Annotated in this window: 17 protein-coding genes; 11 read left to right on the top strand and 6 right to left on the bottom strand. The window is 73.9% G+C overall.

Annotated elements, in window-relative coordinates; translation table 11 throughout:
- Nucleotides 1–38: 38 nt before the first annotated feature.
- From ACYVI6_RS05350 to ACYVI6_RS05325, 6 genes are all read left to right on the top strand, one after another.
- Nucleotides 39–1,547, top strand: coding sequence for a DUF1800 domain-containing protein (locus ACYVI6_RS05350; RefSeq protein WP_460445375.1), 1,509 nt, complete (start codon nt 39–41; stop codon nt 1,545–1,547).
- An 8-nt stretch (nt 1,548–1,555) separates the two neighbouring features.
- Nucleotides 1,556–2,842 carry a DUF1501 domain-containing protein gene (locus tag ACYVI6_RS05345; RefSeq protein ID WP_460445374.1) on the top strand — a complete coding sequence of 429 codons (1,287 nt, stop codon included), beginning with the start codon at nt 1,556–1,558 and terminating at the stop codon, nt 2,840–2,842.
- Between the two features lie 138 nt (nt 2,843–2,980).
- The gene (locus ACYVI6_RS05340; protein ID WP_460445373.1) at nt 2,981–4,024 is read left to right on the top strand and encodes a LacI family DNA-binding transcriptional regulator; all 1,044 of its coding nucleotides are present in this window, start codon (nt 2,981–2,983) and stop codon (nt 4,022–4,024) included.
- Nucleotides 4,025–4,096: 72 nt separating this feature from the next.
- Nucleotides 4,097–5,533 carry a GH1 family beta-glucosidase gene (locus ACYVI6_RS05335; RefSeq protein WP_460445372.1) on the top strand — a complete coding sequence of 479 codons (1,437 nt, stop codon included), beginning with the start codon at nt 4,097–4,099 and terminating at the stop codon, nt 5,531–5,533.
- A 40-nt stretch (nt 5,534–5,573) separates the two neighbouring features.
- Nucleotides 5,574–6,044, top strand: a complete 471-nt coding sequence (locus ACYVI6_RS05330) for a hypothetical protein (protein WP_460445371.1) — start codon at nt 5,574–5,576, stop codon at nt 6,042–6,044.
- A 69-nt stretch (nt 6,045–6,113) separates the two neighbouring features.
- Entirely contained in the window at nt 6,114–6,623 is a 510-nt protein-coding gene (locus ACYVI6_RS05325) for a PH domain-containing protein (protein ID WP_460445370.1), read from the top strand.
- A 60-nt stretch (nt 6,624–6,683) separates the two neighbouring features.
- Here ACYVI6_RS05325 and ACYVI6_RS05320 read toward each other — a convergent pair whose 3' ends face one another.
- Together ACYVI6_RS05320 and ACYVI6_RS05315 are read right to left on the bottom strand one after the other, a co-directional pair.
- On the bottom strand, nt 6,684–7,274 hold the full coding sequence (locus tag ACYVI6_RS05320) for a hypothetical protein (protein ID WP_460445369.1): 591 nt from the start codon (nt 7,272–7,274) through the stop codon (nt 6,684–6,686).
- A 217-nt stretch (nt 7,275–7,491) separates the two neighbouring features.
- Nucleotides 7,492–9,990, bottom strand: coding sequence for an ATP-dependent Clp protease ATP-binding subunit (locus tag ACYVI6_RS05315; protein WP_460445368.1), 2,499 nt, complete (start codon nt 9,988–9,990; stop codon nt 7,492–7,494).
- A gap of 337 nt (nt 9,991–10,327) precedes the next feature.
- Here ACYVI6_RS05315 and ACYVI6_RS05310 point away from each other — a divergent pair, with 337 nt between their 5' ends.
- The gene (locus ACYVI6_RS05310; protein ID WP_460445367.1) at nt 10,328–12,853 is read left to right on the top strand and encodes an Ig-like domain-containing protein; all 2,526 of its coding nucleotides are present in this window, start codon (nt 10,328–10,330) and stop codon (nt 12,851–12,853) included.
- Between the two features lie 76 nt (nt 12,854–12,929).
- Here the strand turns inward: ACYVI6_RS05310 and ACYVI6_RS05305 are convergent, their stop codons facing one another.
- Both ACYVI6_RS05305 and ku read right to left on the bottom strand, forming a co-directional pair.
- Nucleotides 12,930–15,905 (bottom strand): glycoside hydrolase family 2 TIM barrel-domain containing protein, encoded by a 2,976-nt coding sequence (locus ACYVI6_RS05305; protein WP_460445366.1) that lies wholly within the window; start codon nt 15,903–15,905, stop codon nt 12,930–12,932.
- A 34-nt stretch (nt 15,906–15,939) separates the two neighbouring features.
- A complete protein-coding gene (ku, locus tag ACYVI6_RS05300) occupies nt 15,940–16,944 on the bottom strand; it encodes a non-homologous end joining protein Ku (RefSeq protein ID WP_460445365.1) in 1,005 nt (334 codons plus the stop codon).
- A 204-nt stretch (nt 16,945–17,148) separates the two neighbouring features.
- Between ku and ACYVI6_RS05295 the strand changes: the two genes are divergently transcribed.
- The 4 genes from ACYVI6_RS05295 to ACYVI6_RS05280 all read left to right on the top strand — a co-directional run bounded on the left by ACYVI6_RS05295 (nt 17,149) and on the right by ACYVI6_RS05280 (nt 22,352).
- On the top strand, nt 17,149–18,216 hold the full coding sequence (locus ACYVI6_RS05295; RefSeq protein ID WP_460445364.1) for a diguanylate cyclase domain-containing protein: 1,068 nt from the start codon (nt 17,149–17,151) through the stop codon (nt 18,214–18,216).
- A 63-nt stretch (nt 18,217–18,279) separates the two neighbouring features.
- Entirely contained in the window at nt 18,280–19,212 is a 933-nt protein-coding gene (gene ligD / locus ACYVI6_RS05290) for a non-homologous end-joining DNA ligase (RefSeq protein WP_460445393.1), read from the top strand.
- Nucleotides 19,202–20,131 carry a non-homologous end-joining DNA ligase gene (ligD, locus tag ACYVI6_RS05285; protein WP_460445363.1) on the top strand — a complete coding sequence of 310 codons (930 nt, stop codon included), beginning with the start codon at nt 19,202–19,204 and terminating at the stop codon, nt 20,129–20,131. Before ligD (ACYVI6_RS05290) ends, ligD (ACYVI6_RS05285) begins: the two co-directional genes overlap by 11 nt.
- A gap of 196 nt (nt 20,132–20,327) precedes the next feature.
- Nucleotides 20,328–22,352, top strand: coding sequence for a S53 family peptidase (locus tag ACYVI6_RS05280; RefSeq protein ID WP_460445362.1), 2,025 nt, complete (start codon nt 20,328–20,330; stop codon nt 22,350–22,352).
- 106 nt (nt 22,353–22,458) lie between these two features.
- On the opposite strand, the gene ACYVI6_RS05275 is transcribed toward ACYVI6_RS05280, so the two are convergent.
- Nucleotides 22,459–22,824, bottom strand: coding sequence for a histone-like nucleoid-structuring protein Lsr2 (locus ACYVI6_RS05275; protein WP_460445361.1), 366 nt, complete (start codon nt 22,822–22,824; stop codon nt 22,459–22,461).
- A gap of 132 nt (nt 22,825–22,956) precedes the next feature.
- Nucleotides 22,957–23,124, bottom strand: coding sequence for a hypothetical protein (locus ACYVI6_RS05270; protein ID WP_284289505.1), 168 nt, complete (start codon nt 23,122–23,124; stop codon nt 22,957–22,959).
- Nucleotides 23,125–23,139 lie beyond the last annotated feature (15 nt).

The raw sequence follows: 23,139 nt of genomic DNA, 5'->3' as shown, positions 1-23,139 counted from the left end.
GGATCGAGCGCCCGGGCAGCGGCGACGAAGCCCCTTGCATGAGCGGGACGGGGACGGCCGGGCGACGCCAGGTGCTGCGCGGCGCGGTGAGCACCGCCGCGGCGGGCACCGCGACGTCGGCCGCCGTGTACCTGCCGACGGACAGCCGGCTGCACCTGCTGCGCCGGGCGACGTTCGGGCCGACGCAGGCCTCGCTCGACGAGCTGGCCACCCTCGGCCGCGCGGCCTGGCTCGACCGCCAGCTGAAGCCCTCGACGATCGACGACGCCGCGTGCGACGGGTACGTCGGGCGGCTGCCCAGCCTGACCCGCCCGATCTGGAAGGTCCGCGACGACTACAGCGGCCAGAACGGCACCTGGGCGCTGATGAACGCGCTGGTGCAGGCGACCGTCACGCGAGCGATCTGGAGCAAGCGGCAGCTGCTCGAGGTGATGGTCGACCTGTGGTCGAACCACTTCAACGTGACCTGCCCCTCGGCCGACGTCTGGGACAGCCGCGCGTCGTACGACCAGCTGCTGCGCAAGCACGCCCTCGGCTCGTTCAGCGACATGCTCGTCGGCGTCTCGACGCACCCCTCGATGCTGCGCTACCTCGACAACGCCTCCTCCACCGACACCGCGCCCAACGAGAACCACGGTCGCGAGCTGCTCGAGCTGCACACCGTCGGCGTCGGCAGCTACCCCGAGTCCGCGGTGAAGCAGAGCGCGCGCATCCTCACCGGCCTGTCGGTGAGCAGCGACAGCGGCGACTTCCTCTACAAGCCCTGGTACCACTGGGTCGGCCCGGTGTCGGTGCTCGGCTTCAGCCACGTCAACGACACCGAGACCGGTGGCTACGACGTCGCGGTGAAGTACCTGCGCTACCTGGCGACGCACCCGTCGACGGCGAAGAACGTCGCCACCAAGCTGGCCCGCCGGTTCGTCTCCGACACGCCGTCCGACGCGCTCGTGAGCGAGCTGGCCAGCGTCTACCTGAAGAACGCGACGCAGATCGCCCCGGTGCTGCGGGCGCTGTTCGCCAGCGCGGAGTTCGCCGCGAGCACCGGCGCCAAGGTGAAGCGGCCCTACGAGGACCTCGTCTCGACCGTTCGCACCCTCGGCATCACGCCGGCGGCCACCGGCACCGCCGGCATCCAGGCGCTGTCGTGGCTGGCGAGCGAGGCCGGCCAGCCGGCGCTCGGCTGGGGTCCGCCGAACGGCTACCCGGACGTCGCGGCCGCCTGGCAGTCCCCCGACCAGACGCTGCGCCGCTGGAACCAGCACGTGGGCCTGGCCGCGAAGTGGTGGCCTTCGACGACCGACCTGACCTACCCCGGCGTCGAGCGGCTGCTGCCGTCGCCGCTGCCCGCCACGCACGGGGCGCTGCTCGACGTGCTCTCGACGAAGCTGGTGTTCCGCGCCCTGCGCCCGGCCCACCGCACCGCGATCCTCGGCTTCCTGAACGTCACCGCGTCGACGCCCCTGCGGTCGACCAGCGAGATGGCCACCTGGCGGCTGCCGTACGTCGTCGCGCTGATCCTCGACACCCCCTCCTTCCAGCTGCGTTAGGGACCTCCATGTCGACCGACCTGCACGACTGCACCTGCGCCGAGGGGTCGCAGCTCAGCCGGCGCTCGCTGCTCAAGCGCGCGGCGGCCGGCACCGCCCTCGCGGCCGCGGCGACCGCCACCGACGAGCTGGTGTCGTCGCGGTACGCGTACGCGACCGGCGGCTACACCGGCGACGTGCTGATCGTGCTGTCGCTGCGCGGCGGGTTCGACGGGCTGTCGGCGGTGGCGCCGGTGAACGACCCCGACTACCAGAAGCTGCGCCCGACCATCCGCATCCCGGTCTCGCAGGCCATCCAGCTCGACGACACCTTCGGCATGCACCCGGCCCTCGCCCCCCTCAAGCCCTACTGGGACGCCGGCAGCTTCGGCGTCGTGCACGCGGTGGGCCAGGAGTCGCCGACCCGCTCGCACTTCCAGGCGATGGACGAGCTCGAGCGCGCGGCGCCGGGCACCGGCCTGCGCACCGGCTGGCTCGACCGCACCCTCGGCCTGCGCCCCGCCACCTCGGCGTTCCAGGCCGCGCAGGTCGGTGGCAGCGGCGTCAGCCCCGCGTTCGCCGGCCCGAGCCCCGAGCTGGCCCTGGGCAGCGTCGACGCCTTCCAGCTGTCGGGCGCCGGCAACACCACCGACCTGGCCCGCTGGCGCACCGCGCTGAGCGGCATCCACGACGACGCGCCCTCGCAGCTGGCGGCCCCCGCACGCTCCACGCTCGCCGCGGTCGGCAAGACGTTCGAGCTGAAGAGCGCGGGCTACACCCCGGAGAACGGCGCGTCGTACTCGACGTCCAGCACGCTGGCCAAGGCGCTGCGCGACGTCGCCCGGCTCATCAAGGCCGGCGTCGGCCTGCAGGTCGCCGCGATCGACATCGGCGACTGGGACATGCACGCCGGCCTCGGGTCGCCGGGCAGCGGCTGGATGCGCGACAAGCTGTCCGACCTCGCGACCTCGCTCGCGTCGTTCGCCCGCGACATGGGCCCGACCGGCCTGACGAAGGTCACCGTGGTCACGCTCTCGGAGTTCGGCCGCCGCGCCGGCGAGAACGGCTCGGGGGGCCTCGACCACGGGCACGGCAACGCGGTGCTGATGCTCGGCGGCGGCGTCGCCGGCGGCCAGGTGCACGGCCGCTGGCCCGGGCTCGGCAAGGACCAGCTCGTCGACGGCGACCTCGCCGGCACCACCAGCTACCGCACGGTGCTCGGCGAGATCCTGCAGAAGCGCTGCGGCGCGGGCTCGCTCAGCGCGGTCTTCCCCGGGCTCAGCGAACCCGCCCTCGGCGTCGCCAGCAGCGCCTGACCCCCGCACCCCCCTTTCCGCCCCTCGTGCCGCTCTGCGCGCCTCAGCCCGCTTTCCGGCCACGAAGAGCGGGTCGAGCGGCGGAAAGCGGGTTGGGGCGCGGAAGGGTCCCGGGGTGCGGCCCTAGACTCCGCGCCCATGGTCACCAAGCAGGTGCGTGACGCCCCCGCCACCCTCGAGTCGGTGGCGGCGCTGGCCGGCGTCTCGCGCGCCACGGCGGGCCGGGTGCTGTCGGGCGCGACCAACGTCAGCGAGGGCGCCCGGACGTCGGTGCTGGACGCCGCGCGTCAGTTGTCGTACGTCACCAACCAGGCGGCGCGCTCGCTGGTCACCCGGCGCAGCGGCTCGGTGGCGTTCGTGGTCGCCGAGGCCGAGGACCGCGCGTTCGGCGACCCGTTCTTCCCGGGCCTGCTGCGCGGCGCGCACGCCGAGGTCTCCGCCGCCGGCAAGCAGCTGGTGTTCGTGATGGTGACCGACGAGCAGGACCGCCGGCAGCTCGAGCGCTTCGCCGCCGGCGGGCACGTCGACGCCGCGGTGTTCGTCTCGCTGCACGGCGACGACCCGCTGCCGCGCACGCTGCGCGACGCCGGGGTGCCGGTGGTGCTGAGCGGCCGCCCCTACCGCGCGGGCACGCGGTTCCCGTTCGTCGACGCCGACAACGAGGGCGGCGCGGCGCTGGCGGCGCACGAGCTCGTCGACCGCGGCAGCCGGCGTCCGGCGACGGTCACCGGCCCGGCCGACATGATCGCGGGCGAGGACCGGCTGGCCGGGTTCCGCCGCGGCCTGCAGGAGCGGGGCGTGGCGCTGCCGCCGTCGCGCGTGGTGGCCGGCGACTTCACCATCCAGAGCGGGTACGCGGCGACGGAGCGGTTGCTGCGCCAGCGCTACCGGCCGGACGGCGTGTTCGCCGCCAACGACCAGATGGCCGTCGGCGCCATGCAGGCGCTGCGCGAGCACGGGGTGTCGGTGCCCGGCGAGGTGCGTGTCGTGGGGTTCGACGACGCGCCGCTGGCCGCCGCCACGCACCCGGGGCTCACGACGGTGCGGCAGCCCGTCGAGCAGCTCGGCCGCGAGATGGCGCAGCTGGTGCTCGAGCTGGCCGCCGACCCCGCCGCCGCGCGCGGACGCCGGGTGCCGTCGCGGGTGCTGCCGACCGAGCTCGTGCGCCGCGGCACCACCTGAGCGTGAGAGCGCTCTCACCACGGGGTGGACTGCCGTAGCCTGGGCGCCTCACCCGTCACCTGGAGGTAGTCCGTGGCCGACCACGCAGCCGGCACCAGCACCGTCCGCTCCTTCCCCGCGGACTTCGCCTGGGGCACCGCGACCGCGAGCTACCAGATCGAGGGAGCGGCGGCCGAGGGCGGCCGCACGCCGTCGATCTGGGACACCTTCAGCCACACGCCCGGCAAGGTGCACGACGGCGACACCGGTGACGTGGCCGACGACCACTACCACCTGTTCCGCGACGACGTCGCGATCATGCGCGACCTGGGCCTCACGACGTACCGCTTCTCGATCGCCTGGCCGCGCATCACCCCGCAGGTCACGCCGGACGAGCTCGGCCCGGTCAACCCCGAGGGCCTCGCCTTCTACCGGGCGCTCGTCGACGAGCTGGTCGGCGCCGGCATCACCCCGGCCATCACGCTCTACCACTGGGACCTGCCGCAGGCGCTCGAGGACGCCGGGGGCTGGGCCGACCGCCGCACCGCCGAGCGCTTCGGCGAGTACGCCGACGTCGTGGCCCGCGAGTTCGGCGAGCACGTCGGCACGTTCATCACGCTCAACGAGCCCTGGTGCACCGCGTACCTGGGCTACGCCGCGGGCGTGCACGCACCCGGCCGCACCGAGCCGCTCGCCGCCCTGCGCGCCGTGCACCACCTGAACCTCGCGCACGGCCTGGCCGCGCAGGCGATCCGCGCCGCGGCGCCGAGCGCGCAGGTCGGCCTCACGCTGAACCTGGCCTGGGTGCGCCCGGCGACCGACGGCGAGGCGGACGTCGACGCCGCGCGCCGCATCGACGGCCTGCAGAACCGGGTGTTCCTCGACCCGGTGCTGCGCGGCGCCTACCCCGCCGACGTGCAGGCCGACACCGCGAGCGTCACCGACTGGTCGTTCGTGCTCGACGGCGACCTCGCCGTCACCCACCAGGTGCCCGACGTCCTCGGCCTGAACTACTACTCCCCCACCGTCGTCCGGCGCTGGGACGGCGTCTCGCCCCGCGAGTCGGCCGACGGTCACGGCGACGGCGCGGCCAGCCCCTGGGTCGCGGCCGACGACGTGGAGTTCCCGCTGCAGCCGGGCCCGAAGACCGCGATGGGCTGGCCGATCGACGCCACCGGCATGCGCGAGCTGCTGCTGCGCCTGCACCGCGAGTTCCCCGGCCTCGAGCTGATGGTCACCGAGAACGGCGCGGCGTACGACGACGTCCTCGACGCGGACGGCGGGGTGCACGACGTCGAGCGCGTCGACTACCTGCGCGACCACCTCGGTGCGGTGCTCGACGCCGTCGAGGCCGGGGCGCCGGTGCGCGGCTACTACCTGTGGTCGCTGCTCGACAACTTCGAGTGGTCGTACGGGTACTCGAAGCGCTTCGGCATCGTGCACGTCGACTACGACACCCAGGTGCGCACCCCGAAGGACAGCGCCACCTGGTACGCCGACGTCGTCCGCACCGGCCAGCTGCCCGCCTGATCGCCTGCGCCCCCGGCCTCCCGCACCGCACACTGTGAGCATGGAGGCCGGGGGACGCACCGCGCTGCGCGGCGCCTCGCGGCGGGCGCTCGCCGTGCCGGCGGTGCTGCTGGTGTGGGTGGCGCTCGGCCTGCGCGGTGACCGCTCCGTGCTGGGCCTCGGCCTGCTCGCACTGGTGTTCGTCGCCGCGCTCGTGCTCGCCGCCCGCGTGGTCTGGGCAGCGAGCCTCGCCACCGTCGAGCTGACGCCGCACGCCGTGCGCTGGCGCAGCCGGTTGCCCTGGCGCGACACCTGGCACGAGCTGCCGTGGCACGAGGTGGTCGCCGTGCAGGCCACCGGCCGCGCCCTGCCCCGCGAGCGCCGCACCCTGCGCGTCGAGACCGCCACCGGCTGGCAGACCCTGCCCGTCGTCTACTGGGGCGACCCGCACCGCCTCGTCCGCGACCGCGAGGCCCTCGGCGCCGCCTGGCTCGCCCACCGCGGCCCTGCCTGGCGCCCACGCACCCGCTGAGCCGCTGACGCGGGTGAACGCTCGGCGAAGTACCTGCGCCACGAGCACGGCAGCGTCGATGCTGCACTGGTGACGGACGCTGACCGCATCGAGCTGTCCGGTACCTCGTGGCGCACGCTGGCCTCGCCGCACACCCTGAGCGCGGTCCTCTTCGTCATCGCGTCGATGGTGCTCGTTCCCGACGCAGGACGGACCTTCTGGGTGCTGTGGATCGCGTTCGTCGCGCTCATCCTGGCCATGACTCTCCTGCAGATGCGCGTCGCCGTCGTGCTCGACGCCGACGGCCTGCGCTGGCGCCGCTGGGTGCGCTGGCGGCACCTGCCATGGCCCGAGGTGCAGGCGGTGTGGACCACCGGGTCGCGCAACCCGTTCAGCGTGCGGTCGCTGCTGGTGTCGGACGAGCGCCGAAAGGCACGGACTCTGCCCCTCGCCTACGACTGGTGGGGCGGGCACCGGTTGCAGGCAGAGCACCTCGCGCTGGTCGGCGACGCCTGGCTCGCGCACCGCGGCTCCGACTGGCGCCCGGTCAGCCCGCCCTGGGACCACTCGCCGTTCGCCGTCCCACCCGAGTTCCACTGAGGCCGAGCCGGGGGCCCCGTCACCTGACGCCGCAGGTGCGGTCCGGCGTGGGGCACGGCGTCAGGGCGCGTCGACCTGGGCCAGCACGCGGCGGGCGCCGCGCAGCAGCCGCCACCAGATGACGGCGCAGGCGCCGAAGGCCAGCGCGGTGAGCACCGCCAGGCCACGGTCGAACCAGCCGTGGCTCAGCGGGATGCGGACGGCCTGCAGCAGCGTGACCCCCGCATACAGCCAGACCAGCCAGCGCAGCCGGACCTGGCTGCGCGCGGCGTCGACGGCCAGGGCGCGGGCCGGCTCGTGCTCGGGCAGCACCCCGCGCCGCACGGCGCGCAGCACCTCGCGACGGGTCGGACGGTCGGACCCGAGCACCGCCGCAGGACGACCCCAGGGCGAACCGGTGCGACGGCGCCGCACCAGCAGGATCACCGACAGCTCGACGAGCACCAGGACGGCGGTGGCCGCGGCGACCACGGCGAGCGTCCAGGTGGCTCGCACCGCACCCGCCAGCCAGAGCACCGCGTAGACCGCCAGCGCGCCGAGCGGCAGGCCGACAGCGAGCCCGAGCGTCCGACGCCGCACCCGCCGGGTGGCCGTCGTCCGCAGCGCCGAGAGGCCGTCGTCGGCATCGGGGCGGCTCACCGTGTCGGGCACGCGCGCAGCATGCCGCACCCGCGCCGTCCACGCCCGCGAGACGTCGGCGCGGCCCGACGTCCGAGATGCTGCGGCACCGTCCGAGGGGCGTGCACGCCCCGGGAACGGTGCCGCAGCCCACTTCACGTGGCGTGCGACGCGGGGCGGGCGGGCGGGGACGACGAAGCGGCCCGCACCCTGTGGGGGTGCGGGCCGCTCGTGATGGTGCGGTGGGGCCTTACTCGCCCGTCTTCTCCAGCTGCACCGGCGGCGCGTCGGGGAGGGCGGACTTGGAGGTGCCCTTGAAGGTGAAGGCGCGGTTCTTGCCCTCGCCCTCGACGTCGACCAGGACGATCGAGCCGGCCTTCAGCTCGCCGTACAGGATCTTCTCCGACAGCACGTCCTCGATGTCGCGCTGGATCGTGCGACGCAGCGGGCGGGCGCCGAGGACCGGGTCGTAGCCCTTGTCGGCGAGCAGCAGCTTCGCCGGCTGGGTGAGCTCGAGGCCCATGTCCTTGTCCTTGAGGCGCTCGTCGAGCCGGGCCAGCAGCAGGTCGACGATCTGCACGATCTCGTCCTGCGTCAGCTGCGGGAAGACGATGGTGTCGTCGACGCGGTTCAGGAACTCGGGGCGGAAGTGCGACTTCAGCTCCTCGCTGACCTTCGCCTTCATCCGCTCGTAGTTCGTCGCCGTGTCGTTGCCCGATGCGAAGCCGACGCCCTGGCCCTTGCTGATGTCCCGGGTGCCGAGGTTCGTCGTCATGATGATGACGGTGTTCTTGAAATCGACCATCCGGCCCTGGCTGTCGGTCAGGCGACCGTCCTCCAGGATCTGCAGCAGCGAGTTGAAGATGTCGGGGTGGGCCTTCTCGACCTCGTCGAAGAGCACCACGGAGAACGGCTTGCGGCGCACCTTCTCGGTGAGCTGGCCGCCCTCCTCGTACCCCACGTAGCCGGGAGGCGAGCCGAACAGCCGCGAGACGGTGTGCTTCTCGCTGAACTCGCTCATGTCGAGCTGGATCAGCGAGTCCTCGTCGCCGAACAGGAACTCCGCCAGCGTCTTGGCGAGCTCGGTCTTCCCGACGCCCGTGGGGCCGGCGAAGATGAACGAGCCGCCCGGACGGCGCGGGTCCTTGAGGCCGGCGCGGGTGCGGCGGATGGCCTGCGAGAGCGCGTGGATCGCGTCGTCCATGCCGACGATCCGCTTGTGCAGCTCGTCCTCCATGCGCAGCAGCCGCGAGGACTCCTCCTCGGTCAGCTTGAAGACGGGGATGCCGGTCGCCGTGGCGAGCACCTCGGCGATGAGCTCCTCGTCGACCTCGGCGACGACGTCCATGTCGCCGGCCTTCCACTGCTTCTCGCGCTCGCCCTTCTCGCCGAGCAGCCGCTTCTCGGTGTCGCGGAGCGCGGCCGCCTTCTCGAAGTCCTGCGCGTCGATCGCGCTCTCCTTCTCGCGGCGGGTGGCGGCGATGCGCTCGTCGAACTCGCGCAGGTCCGGCGGCGCGGTCATCCGGCGGATGCGCAGTCGCGCGCCCGCCTCGTCGATGAGGTCGATCGCCTTGTCCGGCAGGAACCGGTCGTTGATGTACCGGTCGGCCATCGTGGCGGCACCCACCAGCGCGGCGTCGGTGATCGACACCCGGTGGTGCGCCTCGTAGCGGTCGCGCAGGCCCTTGAGGATCTCGATGGTGTGCGCCAGCGACGGCTCGGCCACCTGGATCGGCTGGAAGCGACGCTCGAGCGCCGGGTCCTTCTCGATGTGCTTGCGGTACTCGTCGAGCGTGGTCGCGCCGATGGTCTGCAGCTCGCCGCGGGCCAGCATCGGCTTCAGGATCGAGGCCGCGTCGATGGCGCCCTCGGCGGCACCCGCACCGACGAGGGTGTGGATCTCGTCGATGAACAGGATGATGTCGCCGCGGGTGCGGATCTCCTTCAGCACCTTCTTCAGGCGCTCCTCGAAGTCACCGCGGTAGCGGCTGCCGGCCACCAGCGCGCCGAGGTCGAGGGTGTAGATCTGCTTGTCCTTGAGGGTCTCGGGCACCTCGCCGCGCACGATCCCCTGGGCCAGGCCCTCGACGACGGCGGTCTTGCCGACGCCGGGCTCGCCGATGAGGATCGGGTTGTTCTTGGTGCGGCGGGACAGCACCTGCATGACCCGCTCGATCTCCTTCTCGCGACCGATGACCGGGTCGAGCTTGCCCTCGCGGGCGGCCTGGGTCAGGTTGCGACCGAACTGGTCGAGCACGAGCGAGCCGGACGGCGTGCCCTCGGCGGGGCCGGTCGCGGCGGGCTCCTTGCCCTGGTAGCCGCTCAGCAGCTGGATGACCTGCTGCCGGACGCGGTTGAGGTCGGCGCCCAGCTTCACGAGCACCTGGGCGGCGACGCCCTCGCCCTCGCGGATGAGCCCGAGCAGGATGTGCTCGGTGCCGATGTAGTTGTGGCCGAGCTGCAGCGCCTCGCGGAGGCTGAGCTCGAGGACCTTCTTGGCGCGCGGCGTGAACGGGATGTGCCCGGACGGCGCCTGCTGGCCCTGGCCGATGATCTCCTGCACCTGCTCGCGGACGGCGTCCAGCGAGATGCCGAGGCTCTCGAGGGCCTTCGCGGCCACGCCCTCGCCCTCGTGGATCAGTCCGAGCAGGATGTGCTCGGTGCCGATGTAGTTGTGGTTGAGCATGCGGGCTTCTTCCTGCGCCAGCACCACAACCCGACGGGCCCGGTCGGTGAACCTCTCGAACATGACTGTCTCCTCGCGAGCGGTCGGTCTGGGGGAGGTTCCCCTCCCCGACCACATCGATGGTAGTCCGTGATCGGACGCTCACCCGTACGGCTGAACCTTCCGTTGCAAGGTTCTGCCCGACCGACGGCCGCGGGATTGCGTCTGAGGGGCTCAACTCACCGCCGGGCGGGCGTGTTCCGGCTGGACCTGCGCGTTCGCCGACCGCGAACCCCAGCGCGTCGCAGCCGTTCTCGCCGCGTCACCCGACCCGTGCGTCGAACGGGTGACGCGGTGACCATCCGTTGCAGGTTCAAGGACAGGAGGTCGAGGAACCACCATCGCCTTCGAAAGGGTCCTCGTGTCCTCGTTCTCAGCCCGCCGGGTGCTCCCGGCGTCCCTCGCCGGCATGACGCTCGCGGGGGCCCTGCTCGTCGCGGCGCCCGTCGCTGCCTCCGCCGCCGCGCCGTGCCTGCACGACATGACGAACCACCAGTGGGGCGGGGTGAACGACGGTGTCTGCGACGACGCCTTCACCGTCGTCAGCGGGTCGTCCACGCTGCTCGACGTGGCGGCCAACGACTCCTTGACCGGCCTCTGGTTCGGCACCGGCCAGCACATCCACCTGTCCCCGCAGCACGGGTCCGTCGGCTACGCGCCGAGTGGCTTCGTCTACACGCCGAACCCCGGGTTCGTCGGCACCGACACCTTCCGTTACGCGGACGACGACCTCGACTATGAGGCGCTGGTCACGGTGACCGTCGTGTCCCCCGGCCCGTCAGCGACGGCGGTCGGCGCGAGCGAGACGGGCACGGAGTCGGGCGTGAACCCCTCGCTCGACGTCACGCCGCCCGGCTGGGTCAGCGGCGTCACCGCCGAGCTGCAGGACGGTGCGAGCTGGACCGCGGGCTCGGTGACCACGAGTGCCGGCACCTACGCGCTCGACGCGACCGCCCGCACCCTCACCTTCACCCCGGCCGCCGGCTGGTCGGGCACCAGCACGCTGACCTACCGCCTCACCGACGCGGACGGCACCGCCACCTCCACGGTGTCGGCCACCGTCACCGCGCCCGCGCTGTTGGCGGCGCAGCCGGTCACCAGCCAGGCGCGCGGCACCCGCACGCAGACCGTGCCCGTGACCCTCCCCGCCGGCGGCTCCCTGAAGCTCCTCGACGGCAGCGGCGACCCCGTCCCGACGCTCGCCGTGCCGGCCGTCGGCACGTTCGGCGTCGCCGGCGGCGACCTCACGCTCGCGCCGGTCAGCGGGTACACCGGCGACGCCGCGGTCGGCTACCGGGTGACCGACGCCTACGGGCAGACCTCGGACTCGACCTGGACCGCCACCGTCGGCGGGCCGCAGACCTCGCAGGGCCCCACCCTGACGGACTCCGGCGTCGGCACCGCGCCGCAGCACTTCACGCTGCCGGTGCCCGCCGGCTCCACCGCCACCCTGATGGACGGCCAGACCGGCCTGCCCACCAGCACGTGGGACAACGGGGTGCACGGCGTCTGGCGCCAGGTCGGCAGCCAGGTCACCTACACCCCCGCCCTCGGCCTCACCGGCACGCGGACCGCCTCCGTGCACGTCACGAACGAGTACGGCGACGTCGTGGAGGTGCAGCTGTCGGCCGACGTCGCAGCGCCCGCCGCGCCGGTCGCGGCCCCCGCCACCAGCCACGGCACGGGTGAGGCGCCGCAGCAGGTCACCCTCTCGGTGCCGGCGGGCGGCGCCGTCGACCTGCTCGACGCGCACGGCGCGTCGACCGCGCAGGTCGTCCGGCCCGGCGTCGGCACGTTCCTGCTGTCGGGCAACCGGGTCGTCTTCGTGCCCGTCGCCGGCTACCACGGCACCGCGGTGCAGCGGTACCGCGTGACCGACGCCTACGAGCAGACCGGCACGGGCACCTACACCGCCACCGTCACCGCACCGGCCGCCCCCACGGCGTCCGACGTGAAGACCACCGGCCCGGCCGGCGCCCTGCAGGTGCAGGCCGTGCGGGTGCCGATCGGCGGCCGCCTCGAGCTGCTCGACGCCGCCGGCCGCCCCGTCCAGGTGCTGCGCGTCCCGGGTCAGGGCGTCTACTCGATCCTGGCCACGGACGGCAGCGTCCGGTTCGCCCCCGCGAAGGGCTTCTCCGGCACGGCGACCACGGTGCGCTACCGGGTCACCGACGCCTACGGCCAGTCGGACGTCGCGACCTTCACCCCCTCGGTGCGGGCCGGTGCGGTCGCCGCCCCGACGGCGAGCGTCGCCCAGCACGGCCTCACCGTGCGCGGCGCGAACGGCACGCTGCCCGTGACCGTGCGGGTCGACCACGGCCGCATCGCGACGGTGCGCGTCGAGGCCACCGCCACGGTCGACGGTCGCCGTCAGGTGATCGGCAGCGGCACCCGCTCGGGCGTCGGTGCCCGCACCACGGTCCGGGTGCGGTTCAACGCGCTCGGCAAGGCGCTCTCGAACCGGCCCGGCGGCGTCTGGGTGACCACCCGCGCCACCGTCCGCGGACAGGGCGTGCACTCGACGAGCGCCGCGCACGACGCCGGCCGCGTCGTCGACCGCACCGTGGAGCTGCGCACCCTGCACTTCGCCGGCGGCTCGACGAAGCTGACCGCTGCCGACGCCCGCTACCTGCGCTCCGTGCGCACGGCGATGGCCAAGACGACCCGCTCGGTCGACGTCGTGGGCTACGCCGACAGCCAGTCGACGAAGGCCTACAACCAGCGGCTCGGCCTGCAGCGCGCCCGCGCCGCGGCGAAGGCCCTGCTCGCCGGCCGGCACGTCATTGCGCACGTGGTCAGCAGGGGCGAGTCGAAGGCGGTCGCCAGCAACGCGACGTCCGCCGGGCGCGCCCTGAACCGCCGGGTGGAGATCACCCTGCACAGCTGATCGACTGCCGAGATGCGGGCAGTGGTTGCCCCTGGGTCCTCCAGGGCAACCACTGCCCGCATCTCGGCGTCCGGGGTCAGCCGGCGGTGAAGCGGAACCCGAAGGTCGCCGCGCGCGGGCGCAGCACGTACGGCTCGAACACGTCGGGGCCGCAGGCGTGGGTGCCGAGGCCGTGGTGCGCGTGGTCGAGGTGCAGCCAGGTGCGGCCGTCGGGCACCAGGTCGCCGACGTGGTCGGCCGCCGTCAGGGCCGCCACCGACCACGGGCGCACGGTCAGCCCGAACGACCCGCCGCCGGTGGCCTCGACGACGAGCGCGCCCGCCTCGCCGGCCAACCGGGCCCAGCGGGTGCCGGGCCGGTGGCCGTTCTCCTGCGGGCGCACGTACCGGGTCTGCATGCCGAACACCCCGCGCGACCAGAGGCCGTAGCGCGCGCCCTCGTCGGAGTCGGGGTACGCCTCGTCGGGGCCGAGCCCGAGCCACTCCACCTGCTCGAGCCCGCTCGACCCGCCCGGCAGCGCCATCGCGACGCCGAGCCGCGGCCACGTGTCGGGCCACTCGCCGGTCGGCGTCACCGTCAGCTCGACCTCCGCCCGCCCGGCGTCCGCCGTCCAGACCGCCGTGACGTCGAGCGCGCAGCGCAGCGCCGGTGGCGCCAGCCGCGTGCGGACGACGACCCGCGCACCCTCGACGTCGACGCCGACCGTGCGCTGCTGCAGGCGGTGCAGCCCGCCCGCGCGCCAGGTCGCGGCCGCGGGGGTGTGCCGCGACCCGATCTCGTCGTTGTCGGTCGGCGCCCGCCACAGGTCGACGCCGAACGAGCCGACCGGCAGCTCGCCGACGGCCACCAGCGCGCCGGTGTCGGCGTCGAGCGTCACCGGCCCGAGCCGCACGACCCCGCGCCCGCCGCCGCCGGACGACGCCACCGGGGCGACCGGCTCGCCGAGCGGCGCGAGCTGCGGCGACCGCACCTCGCGCTGGGCGAACGCCACCTGGTGCCCGGCGTCGGCCCACCGGGTGGTGCGGCGCTGGTGCGCGCTCACCAGGACCTGCACGTCGTCGTCGTCGGGCAGCGCGGGCAGCGCCACCTCGGCCTGCTCGCCGGCGGCCAGCACCGGCACGTCGAGCACGCCGAGCGGCCGCAGCTCGCCGCCGACGACCGCCGCGACGCGCACCTCGAGGTCGGCGGTGTCGGCGACGTCGCGCAGGTTGCGCACTGTCACCGACGTCTCGCCGATCTCGAACCGGATCGGCGCGTAGACCGCTGCCAGCTGCGCCATCGCAGGGCTCGGCAGCAGGTCGGGCATGACCAGGCCGTCCACGCAGAACACGCCGTCGTGGATCGGCTCGTCGAAGTCGCCGCCGTAGGCGAACTCGCGCTGCCCGCCGGCCGCCGTCCGGCCGATGCCGTGGTCCTTCCACTCCCAGACGAACCCGCCCTGGAAGCGCTCGTACCGCTCGAAGAGGTCCTGGTACTCGCGCAGCCCGCCCGGTCCGTTGCCCATCGCGTGGGCGTACTCGCACAGCACGAACGGCTGGTGCGGCGGCAGGTCGCCGAACGGGCTGCGGTTGCTGCCGTGCCGCTCGGCCAGGGCGTGGTGGTCGCCGCCGGTGAGCAGCGCCTCGCACTCCTCCGGCGAGGGGTACATGCGGGAGTAGACGTCGGAGTAGGTTCCGCGCAGGTCCTGCTCGTAGTGCAGCGGCCGGGACGGGTCGCGCTGCTTGGTCCAGGCGGCCATCGCCTCGAGGTTCGGCCCGTCGCCCGACTCGTTGCCGAGCGACCACATGAGCACGCTCGGGTGGTTCTTGTCCCGCTCGACGGTGCGCTGCATCCGCTCCAGCAGCGCGGGGCGCCAGCGCTCGTCGACCGTCGGGTTGTCGGGTGCCGCCGTGCCGTCGGCGGTCAGCCCCCACTGCCCGAACCCGTGCGTCTCGAGGTCGTTCTCCAGGATCACCCAGAAGCCGAGCTCGTCGGCGAGGTCGAGCAGGTCGGCGCGCGGCGGGGCGTGGCTGGTGCGGATGGCGTTCACGTTGTGCCGCTTCATGAGCAGCAGCTCGTCGCGCACCAGGCCGTCGGGCAGGGCGCGGCCGTGGTCGGGGTCGAAGTCGTGCCGGTTCACCCCGCGGAACTGGATGCGCCGCCCGTTGACCCGCAGCACGCCGTCCTCGATCGCGATGGTGCGGAAGCCGAGCCGCAGCCGCACCCGCTCGGACGGCGTGCTCACCGTCGCGTCGTACAGCCGCGGCACCTCGGCCGACCAGGGCTCGACCGCCCCGACGTCGCTCGGCCCGACGTGCCCGCCGCCCGGCGGCAGCTCGACGTCCAGGCCCAGCTCGGGCACCTGCAGGCGCACGCCCATGACGCACTCGACGTCGAGCGAGCCGGTGCCGGCCTCGTGGTCGTACCCGGCGCGCACGAAGACGTCGTCGACGCCGGCGTCCGGCAGGTGCCGCAGCGTGACCGGCCGGAAGACGCCGGGCAGCCACCACTGGTCCTGGTCCTCGGCGTAGGTCGCGCCCGACCACTGGTGCACGCGCACGGCGAGCACGTTGCGCCCCGGCTGCAGCACCTCGGTGACGTCGTACTCGCTGGTCAGCCGGCTGCCGGTGTGGAACCCGAGCTCGACGCCGTTCAGCCACACCCGGGCGCACGACTCCACGCCCTCGAACCGGACGACGGTGCGCCCGCGGGCCGGCCAGTCGGCGGGCAGCTCGAAGGTGCGGCGGTGGTCGGCCGTCGGGTTGGCGTCCGGCACGTGCGGCGGGTCGACCGGGAACGGGTAGACGACGTTCGTGTACCAGGGGGTGCCGAACCCGTGCATCGGCAGCGACGACGGGATGGCGACCTCGTCCCAGGCCAGGTCGTCGAGGTCGGGGTCGGCGAGCGAGGCGATCTCGTCAGCGTCCTCGGCCGCGGCGACGGTCGGGCTCCAGCGCAGCCGCCACGTGCCGTCGAGCGACAGCACGGGCGCGTCGGAGTGCAGCGCGGCGCGGGGCGGCAGGGTGCCGCTGCTGGGCACGACGTCCTCGAAGTACTCCGGTGCTGGCGACATGTCTCACATCGAACCAGTTGACCGGCAGGGCTGCTCAGGCGGACTTCTTCGCCGCCGCCTTCTTCGTGGTGGTGCGGCTGGTCGACTTCGCCGTCGTCTTCGTCGCCGTGGTCTTCTTGGCCGCCGTCTTGGCCGTCGTGGTCTTCGCCGTCGACTTGGCGGTCGTCTTCGCCGCGGCCTTCTTCGCGGTGCTCTTCGTGGTGCTCTTCGTGGTGCTCTTCGCTGCCGCGGGCTCGGCGCTGCTCGCCGTCTTCGCGCCGCCGCCCTTCGCCGCCTCGACCGAGCGCTGCAGCGCCGCCATCAGGTCGACGACCTCGCCGCCGCCCTCGGGCTTGCGCTCGCCCGGCACGTCGGTGACGTCGCCGCCGGAGAGCTTGGCCTCCAGCAGCGCCTCGACCGCGTCGCGGTAGTCGTCGCCGAACTCCCCGGGGTCGTAGTCGCCGGTCATCGACTCGACGAGTGACGCCGCCATCTGCAGCTCCTGCGGGCGCAGGTCGTCGGTGTCGCCCAGGTCGTCGAACTCGGCGGCGCGGATCTCGTCCGGCCACAGCATCGTCTGCAGCACGATCACGTCGTCGCGCACGCGCAGCACCGCGAGCGTCGAGCGGCTGCGGATCGCGATGTGCACCAGCGCCATCCGGTCGGCCTCGCGCAGCGCCTCGCGCAGCAGCGCGTACGGCTTCACGCCGGTCTTGTCCGGCTCGAGGTAGTAGCTCTTCTCGAACAGCATCGGGTCGACCTGCTCGGCCGGCACGAAGCGCTCGACCTCGATCTCGCGGCTGCCGCTGACCGGCAGCTCGGCGAGGTCCTCGTCGGTGAGGATGACGAGCTGGCCGTCCATCGACTCGTAGCCCTTGCCGATGTCGGCGAAGTCGACCTCCTCGCCGCACACCGAGCAGACCCGCTTGTAGCGGATGCGCCCGCCGTCGGACTTGTGCACCTGGTGGAACGCGACGTCGTGGCTCGTCGTGGCCGTGTACATCTTCACCGGCACGTTCACGAGGCCGAACGACACCGCGCCCTTCCACATCGCGCGCATGCAGCCCTCCAGGTCCGACGGACGAGTCGGGGCGTCCCCCGCTCGGCCCCCAGGATGCCGCCTCCCCGCGCGAGAGCGCCAGACGTGGGGCACCCGGGCGTCGCGGGTCCGGCGTCCGGGTGACGAACGGTTCAGGCCCGAACCACGCGAGCCGATGGTCCCGTGATCGGCCGAGCGGCGGCCGAGGCGAGACGAGGTGGGCCGGTGCAGGTCGTCGACGACGTCCGCGTGACCCCGCCCAGCCGGCACGAGCTCACGCTGCGCGCCATGCACGCGGTGGCGACGCGCGTGCACCACAGCCTCGACCTGGCGACGACGCTGCAGGCGGTGGCGCAGGGCGTGGTGGAGGCGAGCGGCTTCTCGGTGGCCGCGCTGAACGTGGTCGACGACGCCGGCGACTTCGAGGTCGTCTGCGTGGTCGGTGACGACGACGCGTCGGCGATGCTGCTCGGGCACCACGAGCCCGCCGCGGCCATCGACGCGATGCTGGCGCTCGCCGAGCCGTGGGGGCAGCTGCACTTCCTGCACCACTCGGTGAACAACGGGGTGCAGCTGCTGGAGTGGGTGCCCGACCTGCCGGTGGTCGACGACCCGCAGGCGTGGCACCCGGACGACTCGCTGTTCGCCGTGCTGACGACGCCCGCCGGCGAGCGGGTCGGCATGCTCAGCGTCGACGTGCCGGAGGACGGCCGGCTGCCGGACGCCGAGCAGCTCGAGGTGCTCGAGCTGTTCGCCCAGCACGCCGCCGTCGCCATCGCGCACGCGCGGGTGTTCGCCCAGCTGGAGGCCGCCCGCCGCGAGCTGGAGCACCGCTCGAACCACGACGAGCTGACCGGGCTGGGCAACCGCCGGGCTCTGCGGGACGGCGCGCGCCGGCTGACCGAGGCCGGTGACACCGTCGTGGGCGTCGTGGTGCTCGACCTCGACCGCTTCAAGTGCGTGAACGACACCGCGGGGCACCTCGCCGGCGACCAGGTGCTGCAGGCGGTCGCGGCCCGCATGGCGGCCTGCGTGCGCGACGGCGACGTGCTGGCCCGCACCGGCGGCGACGAGTTCGTCGTGGCGGTGGCCGGCGACGACGTGCCCGACCTGCTGCCGCGGCTGGCCGAGCGGCTGGCCGCCGCGATCGGGCAGCCGATCGACACCGCGAACGGGCGCCACCAGGTGGGCGCCAGCATCGGCCTCGCCCTGGCCCGCACCCCCGTCGACCTCGACGCGCTGGTGCGGCTGGCCGACGACGACATGTACCGCCGCAAGCGCGCCGAGGCCTGAGCGCCCCGCGCCGCGAACGGGTGCGCCGCGGGCCGGGTCCGGCAGGATGGCGGGGTGCGCCCCATGCTCGCGACCGCGGCGCCGCCCGGTGCGCCGCCGCCCGGCGGTGACGACTGGCTGCACGAGGTCAAGTGGGACGGCATGCGCCTGCTGGTCGAGGTGCGCGACGGTCGGCTGCGGGCGTTCTCGCGCACCGAGGCCGACGTCACCGTCTCGTTCCCCGAGCTCGCCGGCCTCACCGCCGCCGGCGCCGACCTGCTGCTCGACGGCGAGGTGGTGGCCTTCGACGAGGGGCGCCCGAGCTTCGCGGCGCTCGCCGAGCGGATGCACGTGCAGGACCCGCGCCGGGCGCGCGCGCTCGCCGAGGTGCGGCCGGTGCAGCTGGTGGTGTTCGACGTGCTGCGGCTGTACGGCGTCGAGCTGCTGGGCCGCACGTTCGACGACCGGCGCGCCACGCTCGAGCGCCTCGAGCTGCCCGAGGGCCCGTGGCAGGTGCCCGGCGTGTTCGCCGACGGCCCCGGACTGCTGGAGGCGACCCGCGCGCAGGGCCTCGAGGGCATCGTCAGCAAGCGCCGCGGTTCGCTCTACCACCCCGGACGCCGCAGCCGCGACTGGGTGAAGAAGCCGCACCGCAGCACGCAGAGCTGCCTGGTCGGCGGCTGGCGCCCGCAGACCGGCACCCGCTCGCGGCTCGGCGCCCTGCTGCTCGGCGTGCCGGACGACGAGGGGCTGCGGTTCGTCGGCCGGGCCGGCAGCGGCATCGGCGGCAGGCTCGCCGCGGTGCTCGGCGAGGCGCTCGGACCGTTGCAGCGCAGCGACTCCCCGTTCGTCGACGCCGTCCCGCGCGCCGACGCCGTCGGCAGCGTCTGGGTCGAGCCGCGCGTCGTGGTCGAGATCAGCCACCTCGGGCACGGCGGCCAGGGACGGCTGCGCCAGCCCGTCGTGCTCGGGCTGCGGCCCGACGTCCCCACGGAGGAGGTGCGCGATGAGCCCTAGCGCGGCACACACCGCGACCGTCGAGATCGACGGCCGACGGTTGAAGATCAGCAACCTCGACAAGCCGTTGTACCCGGCGGTCGGCGGGCACGGGCCGACCACGAAGGCCGCGGTGATCGACTACTACGCGCGGGTGTCGGCTGTGCTGCTGCCGCACCTGGCCGACCGACCGGTCAGCCGGTTCCGCTGGCCGGACGGCGTGACGAAGGACCCGTTCGTCGAGAAGGCGGTGCCGCGCGGCACGCCCGAGTGGGTGCGCACGGTCGTGGTCGAGTCACCCGGTTCGCAGCGCGGGCACGAGCTCGTCGAGTACCCGCTGTGCGACGACCTGGCGACCCTCACCTGGCTGGCCAACCTCGCGGCGCTCGAGCTGCACGTGCCGCAGTGGGTGGTCGGCCCGCGCGGCGGCGTGCACAAGCCCGACCGGCTGGTGATCGACCTCGACCCGGGCGCACCGGCCGGCCTGCCCGAGTGCGCCGAGGTCGCGCTGCTGGTGCGGGAGCGGCTGGTCGCCGACGGCCTCGACCCGCTGCCGGTCACCAGCGGCAGCAAGGGCCTGCAGCTGTACGCGCCCGTCTCGGCGCAGCAGGACAGCGACCACCTGCGGTCGTACGCGAAGGCGCTCGCCGAGTCGCTCGAGCGCGACCACCGCGACCTCGTGGTGTCGTCGATGCGCAAGGCGCTGCGGCCGGGCAAGGTGCTGCTCGACTGGAGCCAGAACCACCACGCGAAGACGACGATCAGCCCGTACTCGCTGCGCGGGCGCGAGCAGCCGAACGCGGCGTGCCCCCGCACCTGGGCCGAGATCGAGGACGCCGGGTCGCTGACCCAGGTGCGGTACGACGAGGTGCTGGCGCGGCTGGAGCAGCACGGCGACCTCGCGGCGCCGCTGCTCGAGCACGGGCCGCGCGTGCCCTGACCTGCCCGCACCCGCCGCCCAGCTGTCGACGACTCGGACCACACGGTGACCGCCCGGTGACGGGCGGTGCCGGCGGGCCACCCGACGGGACGATCCGGGCACGTCGGGCACGGGTTCCATGACATCCGTCATGGGTGCCGGGGTCCGGGCCGGGAGACGGTGCACCCGACCCACTCACCCATCGGGAAGGACGCCCATGCACCGGCGCTCCACCATCGCCGTCGCGGTCGCCGCGGCGGCCATCGCCGTCCCCGGCGCGCTCTCGGCCACCGCGGCCCAGGCCGCCACCGGCGGCGCCCGCGTCGCGGTCGCGAACGCGCAGCCTCAGCAGGTCCGCGGCGCCCGGGCGACCGGCACGCCCCGCGCCACCCAGCGCGTCGCCGTCCGGCTCTACCTGGCCGGCCAGTCGCAGGCCGCCCTGGCTGCCCGCGCCGCCCGCGTCAGCAACCCCTCCGACGCGCTGTACCACCACTACCTCACGCCGGCGCAGGTGCGCGCCGCGTACGCGCCCTCGACCGCCGCCGTCCAGCGGGCCGAGTCGTTCCTGAAGGGGGCCGGGCTCAGCATCGGCGAGGTGCCGTCGAACCGCGCCTTCGTCACCGCCAGCGGCACCGTCGCGGCGGTGCAGAAGGCGTTCGGCACGACGCTGCGCACCTACACCGTCGGCGGCCACGCCGTGCGCGCCGCCGCCACCGCCCCGACCGTGCCGGCCGCGCTGCAGCACGACGTGCTCGCCGTGTCGGGCCTGGCGTCGGTCAGCTCGCTGATGACCACCCAGCAGGCCGGCAAGGAGCGGGCGAAGGCGGCGCCGTCGTCCGCGCGCCGGCTCGCGAAGGGCACCCAGGCCCCGCCGCCCGAGGCGTTCGTGAACGCCGGGCCGTGCTCGACCTACGCGTCCGAGAAGATCGCCAAGAACCTGCCCTCCGCCTACAGCGAGAAGCAGCCCTACGCCCAGTGCGGTCAGGTGCCCGCGCAGCTGCAGGGCGCCTACGGTCTGACCCGCTCGATCGGCAAGGGCTTCGACGGCCGTGGCGTCACCGTCGCGATCACCGACGCCTACGCCGCGCCGACCATCGCGGTCGACGCGAACACCTACGCCACCCGGCACGGCCAGAAGGCCTTCGCCGCCGGGCAGCTGACCCAGTCGCTGCCGGTGGGCGGGTTCCGCTACGGCTACGACGACGCCGTGAACGGCGACCAGTGCGGCGAGCAGGGCTGGTACGGCGAGGAGACGCTCGACGTCGAGGCAGTGCACGCCGTGGCCCCGGGCGCCACGGTGCAGTACGTCGCGGCCGCCAGCTGCGACAACGCCGACTTCGCCGAGGCCATCAACCGCGTCGTGGCCGGCCACCTGGCCGACGTCGTCACGAACTCGTGGGGCGGCACCGACGAGAGCAACGGCTCGCCCGAGCTCGACAAGGTGTACGCGCAGATCTTCTACCAGGCCGCGCTCGAGGGCATCGGCTACTACTTCTCGTCCGGCGACTCGGGCGACGGGTCGTCCGACAACGACGGCACGCCCACCGTGCAGTCGCCGGCGAACAGCCCGCTCGTCACCGCCGTCGGGGGCACCGCGCTCGCCGTGAGCAAGACGAACGGTCGCGTCTTCGAGACCGGCTGGAGCACCGGCAAGGCCCTGCTCACCAGCGAGGGCTGGACCCCGCACGCCCCCGGCGCCTACCAGTACGGCGGCGGTGGCGGCACCAGCCGGGTGTTCAAGCAGCCCGGCTACCAGCAGGGCGTCGTGCCCGCCGCCATCGCGCAGCGGTACGCCAAGGCCGGCGGCCGGGCGCTCCCCGACGTCGCGGCCCTCGGCGACCCGAACACCGGCATGCTCGTCGGCGAGACCCAGACGTTCCCGGACGGTACGGCGAAGTACTCCGAGTACCGCATCGGCGGCACCTCGCTGGCCAGCCCGCTGTTCGCCGGCGTCATGGCGATCGCCGACCAGGTCGCCGGCTTCTCGCACGGCTTCGCCAACCCGGCGCTCTACCAGCTCGCCGGCACCTCGGCCGTGCACGACATCACGCACGTCGCCCACAAGGCGGTCGTGCGGGTCGACTACGCCAACGGCGTCGACGCGACCGACGGCACGATCACCTCGCTGCGCTCGCTCGACGACCAGCTCGGCACGACGATCCGCACCCGCACGGGCTACGACGACGTGACCGGCATCGGCTCGCCCAACGGCGAGGCGTTCATCTCGGCGCTGCTCGGCTAGCTCCAGGCGCCCCCCAGGACGGCAGGACGCCCCCGCGATGTTCGTGGCTTCGCGGGGGCGTCCTGTCTCACGTCCGGGGTCGTGCGGTCGTGCGGTGGTGAGGGCCTCAGTGCGCGGCGGCGTACGCGTCCATCACGGTCGCCGAGATGCGGCCGCGCTCGCTGACCTCGTGGCCGTTCTCCTTGGCCCACTGACGGATCGCCGCCGTGTCGGTGCCCGCGGCCGCGCTGGCCGAGCTGTTCGAGCCCGTCGAGCCGGACGACGCGCGCCGCGCCCGCTGGCCGCTGCCGCCGCGCGAGCTCACCCGGCGGGCGTGCCCGACCCACTCGGCGAACGCGTCGCGCAGCCGCTTGGCGTTCGCCTCCGACAGGTCGATCTCGTAGCTCACCCCGTCGAGCGCGAACTGCACGGTCTCCGCGCCCTCGCTGCCGTCGACGTCGTCCTCGAGGATGACCTGCACCTTCTGCGCCATGACAAACTCTTTCTCGAATTCGTGACTGAAAAGCTCGTGTTCACGAATTGTGGCGCATTCTGAATGCGCGCGGCAAATCCGCCGCACCCTTTCAGCCGGCAATTCACCGAGAACTCCCGGCGAATTGCCGATTCAGGACGTCGGCGGGGTGTCGCGGCGCGCGGTCGCGGCGTCCTGCTCGCGCTCGTAGCGGGCCATGGCCGCCCGCTCGCGGCGGTCGCCGAGCAGCATCGCGCGCACGGCGATCACGAAGAGGAACAGCACCCCGATCGAGGGGATCAGCGCAGCAGCGACCTTCACCCGACGAGCGTACGC

The sequence above is a fragment of the Angustibacter aerolatus genome (genome assembly GCF_054776675.1).
Note: the sequence above shows the minus strand (reverse complement) of the source record. Positions and strands in the feature narration are given on the sequence as shown.